This is a genomic window from Priestia flexa NBRC 15715 (genome assembly GCF_001591565.1).
GTDB lineage: Bacteria > Bacillota > Bacilli > Bacillales > Bacillaceae_H > Priestia > Priestia flexa.
Map to the genome: position 1 here is coordinate 1 of NZ_BCVD01000186.1, position 4,920 is coordinate 4,920.

Here is a 4,920-nt window from a genome sequence, read left to right on the forward strand (position 1 = left end):
TGTCTCAGTCTCTTTTTCACCTAATCACGCCTGTTGGAATACAAATTGGAGATTGATCCACCGGGTTTTTAATAATCGTTGAAGATAAACGAAAAACGTCTTCAATCATTTTCTCTGTAAAGACCTCTTCAGGTGGACCTTCCTTATAAATAGTTCCTTCAGAGATACTAATTAAGTAATCACCATAGCGAGCAGCTTGATTTAGGTCATGCAGAACCATCAAAATTGTTCGCTTATGTTGTTGATTCAACGAACGCAGTAGTTCTAACACTTCGATTTTGTGAGCCAAATCAAGATACGTCGTTGGCTCATCGAGCAGCAAAAGGTCCGTTCCTTGAGCAAGAGCCATCGCAATCCATGCTCGCTGACGTTATCCACCTGAAAGAGCATCAAGCGTACGTTCACTGAAAGCATCCATACGCGTTGCACGCAAAGCTTCGTCAACAATTTGGTGATCTTCTTGCGTATACCTTGCAAATAGCCCTTTATGAGGGTGGCGTCTATAGTAACAAAGCTCTTTAACAGTTAAATCTTCGGGAGACTGCGGTAAAATTGCTAGCTGCTTCGCTACTTCTTTAGACGAATGACGGTGAATATCTTTTCCGTTTAAATAGATGCTTCCTTTTGATGGCTTTAAAAGTCGAGCTAATGACCGAAGAATTGTTGACTTCCCACATCCGTTTCGCCAAGTTCATGCTTAACGGTTACGGTTTCACCACTTTTTCATCAGTGGACTTAGACTCTTCAGCCGCTCCCGCTCCTCCACAAGCTCCTAAGAACAATAGTCCTGATAAAGCAGCAACCATTCCTAAGCTTTTTTTCATTCTTATACTCTTCATATGTACTTCCTCCTACTGCATATAAACCTTACCGTATATGATAATCATTATCATTAATACTAGACGTTTCAATTAGAACACTCAATAGTTTTCTCACAATTTGGTAGATAGTCTTAGTAAACAAATAGTATTTCTATAAAAACAAACCGCTTCTTTCACGTCGAAAGAAGCGGTTTGTTTTTGTCATAATACATACGTAGCAAGTGCTTTTTGCACCTCATAAATATTTTTGTCTTTACGAAACTCTTTTACGATTGGAGCCGTTGAGCTTGAAACCCAGATAACAAGTTCTGCGTCTAAATCAAATGTTCCAGCCGTTTCGACGCTAAAGTGCGTAATATTTCTATATGGAATGGAATGATAGCTGGTTTTCTTGCCAGTTACACCTTGCTTATCAATTAAAATTAATCGCTTGTTTGAAAAAACAAAGATATCTCGGATCAGTTTAAACGCATGCTCTACCTGTTCTCCCTGTACCAAAATGTCTCGCAAATCTTTTTCTACTGAGGACACGCTTACTTCAGATGCATTGCCCATTAAACCATCTAATAAACCCATATGATTCACTCCTTTACTGTTCCTACTGCTTTTACCCTATATTATAGGTTCATAAACAGCTGGTACTATTACATACGTTTCAAATGTAGTTATGTTTCAGTTTTTTTTTACATAGATTGTAAAGTGAATTCAAAAAGAAAGGATGTTGTCATTGTTTTTTCATAAAAAAAAACTCCAATATCTTTCTAAACCCGACCGTCCTGATCCCGTTTTTGCCAGACAGCTGCAAGAAGTTTTAGGTGGACAGTTTGGCGAGATTTCAGTTGCCATGCAGTATCTGTTTCAAGGTTGGAACGTTCGAGGAAACGGTAAATACAAAGATTTGTTAATGGATACTGGAACAGAGGAGTTAGCTCACATTGAAATGCTCGCCACTATGATTGCTAGGCTGCTAGAAGGCGCACCAGTAGGAGATCTTGAAAAAGCTGCACAAGACCCTGTTATTGGAGCTATCCTTGGAGGTATGAACGTTCAGCATACGATTGTTTCAGGGCTTGGTGCGATGCCAGTTGACAGCATGGGTAACAAATGGAATGCAGGTTATATTGCAGCAAGTGGAAATCTATTAGCAGACTTCAGAGCCAACTTAAACGCTGAGTCTCAAGGACGCTTACAAGTTGTTAGATTGTACGAATCAACAAACGATCGCGGTGTAAAAGATATGCTTTCATGGCTCATCGCCCGTGATACTATGCATCAAAATCAGTGGATTGCCGCCATTAAAGAACTAGAAGCAAAAGAAAACGTTGTTGTGCCTAGTACCTTCCCGAAAGAATTAGAAAAGCAAGAAGTTTCGTATGTGCTGTTTAATTTTTCTGAGGGTGAAAAAAGCGCGACAGGACGGTGGGCTAGCGGTACGAGTATGGATGGCCTTGGAACGTTTCAATACGTGCAGCAGCCTGAAGCATATGGTGGTAAACCTAACTTAAACCCTGCTCCTTTTTATATTCATAATACACTTCCAAAAAACTTACGCCCTTCTTCTCATACACTTCCTCCTTCACATATGTAAACAAATCTTTTCTCCATCACAGGTTGATGGAGATTTTTTTATCATTGCTCTTTACTTTCTGTTAGGATAAGAGTTAGATACTGAATTTTTCTTTACAGGAGATGACAAAATGATTGAAAGAATTTATTATACGTCCCCTTATACAACAAAGTGGACTGCTTCTATTTTATCTGCATTTGAAAGCAACAATCATTATTACGTTGAGCTAAACAAAACTGCTTTTTATCCTGAAGGTGGTGGTCAACCATCTGATACTGGTACTATCGCAGGTCATAAAGTATTAGATGTCGTGGAAAAAGATCATTCCGTCTTCCACGAAATTGACACATTATTAGAAGTAAATACTCAAGTAGAGTGTGAGATTAATCGGAACCGTCGCTTTGATCATATGCAGCAACATACAGGGCAACATTTGCTCTCAGCAATCTTAAGCGATGTGTTTAACATACATACTGTAAGTTTTCATTTAGGCAAAGATATCGCTTCAATTGATGTAAATGTTTCTTCCATTGATGAAGATACGTTAATAGAAATTGAACAAACAGTAAATAAAGCCATTTATGCGAATAAACCGTTAAGCACATATTATGTATCACAAGATCAGTTATCAACTCTTTCTCTTCGTAAAATGCCTGATTTAGAGGATGAGCAAATTCGAATCGTCGAGATTGATACGCTAGATATTTCAGCGTGCTGCGGAACCCACGTAAGAAGCACGGGAGAGCTAGGTATTATTAAGCTATTGAAAACTGAAAAACAGCGAGGACAAATTCGATTATTTTTCAAATGCGGCATGAGAGCGCTAAAAGATTATGAACAAACTCACCGCATTCTTTCTCACGTCAGCCACCATTTTAGTACAAAAAGTGAGCTTATCTTAGAGAGATTACAAAAACTAGAAGCTGATTTCAAAATACTTAGCAAACAAAACGAAGTACTGAAATCTGAAAATGCTCATTACTTAGCTCAATCTCTTCTTGATAAAAAGCAAGGTATTGTTTTAGTTCATGAATTTGAAGATAAAACGTTAAAGGATGGACAAGCTATTATTAAGCAGCTGCTTCAAACTGAGAATATGATTGGTATTTTCTCCTCCTCTTTAGAACCAAAAGTTATATTAGCACATAGTACCGATAGAATTCACAGCGGAAACCTCTTTAAAGAGCATCTTAATCGATTTAATGGAAAAGGTGGCGGAGGTATAAACCAAGCGCAGGCGCAGTTTTCAACGATGGAAGATCGTAACCACTTTATCTCCTATCTCCAAGAATACTTACAAAAAGTATAAAAAAAACCACGCGTTAAGCGTGGTTTTTTTTATAAGTAATAGCTAATAAACAATCCAACTGACAACAATAGTCCGAAGAATGTATTTGTTTGCGCAGTAGATTTCATTGCAACAATCATATTCATCGGTGGCGTACCCGACACAAATCCTTTAATAGCTCTAATTGGTTTTGGGATACTTAAGAAAACTAACAGCGCAAATGCACCAACCACTCCTGATATGACAAGAACAACAATCCAAATATATGAAATAACAAATAAAAATCCAAGAAAATAAACTGCTTTCTTTTCGCCTAGTAAAATGGCTAGCGTTTTACGTCCGCCTTTTGTGTCTTCTTCGATATCACGAATATTATTTGATAAGTTAATTGCCCCAACTAAAAAAGCAATAGGAATTGAAACAAGAATACTTTCTGTCGTTATGAAGTCCGTTTGAATATAAAAAGAAATTAAAATAAACAGAGCCCCCATACATACACCCGCAAACAGCTCTCCAAAAGGTGTATAAGCAATCGGCAGTGGTCCTCCTGTATATAAATACCCAATTGCCATACCGAATAGTCCGACAAGCGCTAACCACCATGTACTGCTCATACAGATGTAAACACCTAATAATAAAGAAAGTCCATAGCAAGCTAAGGCAAGCTGCAACACGGTTTTCGGCTTCATTCCATCGCGCACAATGGCACCGCCAATCCCTACTGAGTCTTCCGTATCTAGCCCTCTTTTAAAATCATAGTATTCATTAAATAAGTTCGTCGCGATTTGAATAAACAAACACGCAAAAAGCATGGCTAAAAATAACCATACATCAACTTGTCCAACATACATTGCCATCACTGTTCCAATTAACACCGGTACAAACGAAGCTGTTAATGTATGGGGACGAGTTAACTGCCACAGTACTGTTTTTAGCGGTCTTTTAGGTTGAGCGTAACTCGTTTGACTCATCATCCTCTTCCTTTCATTTTAAAAGTGAACATGTCACCTTTCTCTTTCTAGTTGATAATTGTAGAAAGCGACCATACACAGCTTACATATTTCTAAAAAACAAGTAAACGTTTTTATTTTAATACTACTTTTTATTATCTGGTACAGCTTTTCCTATTCAACGCCTATCCATTATAACAAAAAGTTCACACATTCGACATAGAATTATATCAAAAAAATAACGATTGGAAGTTGGTCAACGTCTGTGGCAAAGCACTACATGTAAAAGAGTTT

At 37.8% G+C, this 4,920-nt stretch carries 5 protein-coding genes and 1 pseudogene; 2 read left to right on the top strand and 4 right to left on the bottom strand.

Going from position 1 to position 4,920, the window contains the following annotated elements; translation table 11 throughout:
• Positions 1-16 precede the first annotated feature (16 nt).
• The 3 genes and pseudogenes from BFL01S_RS20205 to BFL01S_RS18935 form a co-directional block, all read right to left on the bottom strand.
• Positions 17-682: pseudogene (locus BFL01S_RS20205) on the bottom strand (ABC transporter ATP-binding protein); the annotation flags it as partial.
• Positions 683-704: 22 nt separating this feature from the next.
• Positions 705-839 carry a hypothetical protein gene (locus BFL01S_RS21335; protein ID WP_257788885.1) on the bottom strand — a complete coding sequence of 45 codons (135 nt, stop codon included), beginning with the start codon at positions 837-839 and terminating at the stop codon, positions 705-707.
• Positions 840-1,022: 183 nt separating this feature from the next.
• Entirely contained in the window at positions 1,023-1,397 is a 375-nt protein-coding gene (locus BFL01S_RS18935) for a PH domain-containing protein (RefSeq protein ID WP_025910221.1), read from the bottom strand.
• Positions 1,398-1,548: 151 nt separating this feature from the next.
• Between BFL01S_RS18935 and BFL01S_RS18940 the strand changes: the two genes are divergently transcribed.
• Entirely contained in the window at positions 1,549-2,409 is an 861-nt protein-coding gene (locus tag BFL01S_RS18940; protein WP_061786640.1) for a manganese catalase, read from the top strand.
• Between the two features lie 109 nt (positions 2,410-2,518).
• Complete coding sequence (locus BFL01S_RS18945) at positions 2,519-3,697, top strand: alanyl-tRNA editing protein (protein ID WP_061786641.1); 1,179 nt, start codon at positions 2,519-2,521, stop codon at positions 3,695-3,697.
• Positions 3,698-3,726: 29 nt separating this feature from the next.
• Here BFL01S_RS18945 and BFL01S_RS18950 read toward each other — a convergent pair whose 3' ends face one another.
• A complete protein-coding gene (locus BFL01S_RS18950) occupies positions 3,727-4,650 on the bottom strand; it encodes a 1,4-dihydroxy-2-naphthoate polyprenyltransferase (protein ID WP_156474958.1) in 924 nt (307 codons plus the stop codon).
• Positions 4,651-4,920: the final 270 nt, after the last annotated feature.

Coding starts and splice junctions, on each gene's coding strand:
- BFL01S_RS21335 (WP_257788885.1), bottom strand. CDS start 839: ATGAAGAGTATAAGAATGAAAAAAAGCTTAGGAATGGTTGCTGCTTTA.
- BFL01S_RS18935 (WP_025910221.1), bottom strand. CDS start 1,397: ATGGGTTTATTAGATGGTTTAATGGGCAATGCATCTGAAGTAAGCGTG.
- BFL01S_RS18945 (WP_061786641.1), top strand. CDS start 2,519: ATGATTGAAAGAATTTATTATACGTCCCCTTATACAACAAAGTGGACT.
- BFL01S_RS18950 (WP_156474958.1), bottom strand. CDS start 4,650: ATGATGAGTCAAACGAGTTACGCTCAACCTAAAAGACCGCTAAAAACA.